The sequence below is a fragment of the Ruegeria sp. ABD4_443 genome (genome assembly GCF_056160865.1).
The window spans coordinates 1-1697 of sequence record NZ_JBSWYA010000019.1 but is presented as its reverse complement, the minus strand read 5'-3'; the positions used below and the strand labels follow the sequence as shown (position 1 = coordinate 1697).

The window sequence follows — 1697 nt, the reverse complement described above, 5'->3', positions numbered from 1 at the left end:
CCGCCATGCACCTGGCCATCCACGATCATCGGGTTGACGATGTTGCCAAAGTCATCGGCGGCGGTGAAGGCCTCGATGGTCACCTGGCCGGTCTCGGGGTCAACCTCGACCTCGCAGGCATAAGCGCCCGAGGGGAAGGTAAAGTTGGCCGGGTCGTAAAACGCGGTCTCCTCCAGCCCCGGCTCAACCTCCAGCGGGAAGTTATGCGGCACATAGGCCGTCAGGGTCACATCGCCCCAGGCCACCGATTTGTCGGTGCCTGCCACGCTGAACTGACCGTCCTTCAGCTCAATATCGGCCTCCGAGGCCTCCAGCAGGTGGGCGGCGATCTTCTTGGCCTTGTCGATCACCTTCTCGGTGGCCTTCACCATGGCCGAGCCACAGACCGCAAGGCTGCGCGAGCCATAGGTGCCCATGCCGAACGGGATCTTCGAGGTGTCGCCATGCACGATCTCGACCATCGACTCGTCGATGCCGATCATGTCGGCCACAACCTGCGGGAAGGCAGTCTCATGCCCCTGACCGTGGCTATGCGCGCCCACCATGACACTGATCGAGCCGGTGGCATTCACCCGCACGGTGGCGGCATCGTAAAGACCCGCACGCGCCCCCAGCATGCCAACGATGTTCGAGGGCGCAATGCCACAGGCCTCGATATAGCAGTTGATGCCCAGACCCCGCAGCTTGCCCCTGGCCTCGCTTTCCGCACGGCGGGCGGCAAAGCCTGCCAGATCGGCGGCGGCCTCAAGCTTGTCCATGGTCCCGTTGTAATCCCCGGTGTCATAGGTCAGCGCCACCGGCGTGTCATAGGGGAACTGGGTGATGAAGTTCTGACGGCGCAGGGCAATCGGGTCGACCCCCAGCTCGCGCGCGGCCTTGTCCACCACGCGCTCCAACTGGAACGTCGCCTCGGGCCGGCCCGCGCCGCGATAGGCATCCACCGGCACCGTATTGGTGAACATCGCCCGGACATTCACCTGAACGACCGGCGTCTTGTAATTGCCCGCCATCAGCGTGCCGTGCAGCCATGTGGGCACGGAACTGGAGAAGGTCGACAGATACGCCCCCAGATTGGCATAGGTGTTGGTCCGCAGCCCAACAAAGTTGTTGTCCGCATCCAGCGCCAGTTCGATTGTGCTGACATGATCGCGGCCATGGGCGTCCGACATGAACGCCTCGGACCGGCTCGAGGTCCACTTCACCGGCCGGTTGCAGGCCTTGGCGGCAAAGGTACAGAACGCCTCTTCCGCATAGTGGAAGATCTTGGTGCCAAAGCCGCCGCCCACATCCGGGGCCACCACGCGGACCTTATGCTCGGGCAGGCCCAGCACGAAGGCGCACATCAGCAGGCGGATCACATGCGGGTTCTGCGAGGTGGTATAGAGCGTGTACTCATCCGTGCCGCGCTTGTACTCACCCACCGCCACGCGCGGTTCCATCGGGTTGGCGACCAGGCGGTTGTTCACCAGATCCAGCGTGGTCACATGGGCCGCACCCGCAAAGACCTCATTGACCTTTGCATCGTCAGTCTCGCCCAGTTGCCAGTCATAGCAGATGTTGTTCTTCAGATCGTCATGGACCAGCACAGCACCTTCTTGCGCGGCAGCCTTCATGTCGATCACGGCGGGCAGTTCCTCGATCTCGAGGTCAATCGCCTCGGCCGCGTCACGCGCCTGTTCCAGGCTGTCGGCCACAAC

The 1697-nt window shown here is 63.3% G+C and carries 1 protein-coding gene; it reads right to left on the bottom strand.

The window, feature by feature from the left end; all coding sequences use genetic code 11:
- A partial coding sequence (locus ACXAG8_RS18470; protein WP_475230680.1) for a xanthine dehydrogenase family protein molybdopterin-binding subunit occupies positions 1 to 1697 on the bottom strand: 1697 nt, incomplete at both ends.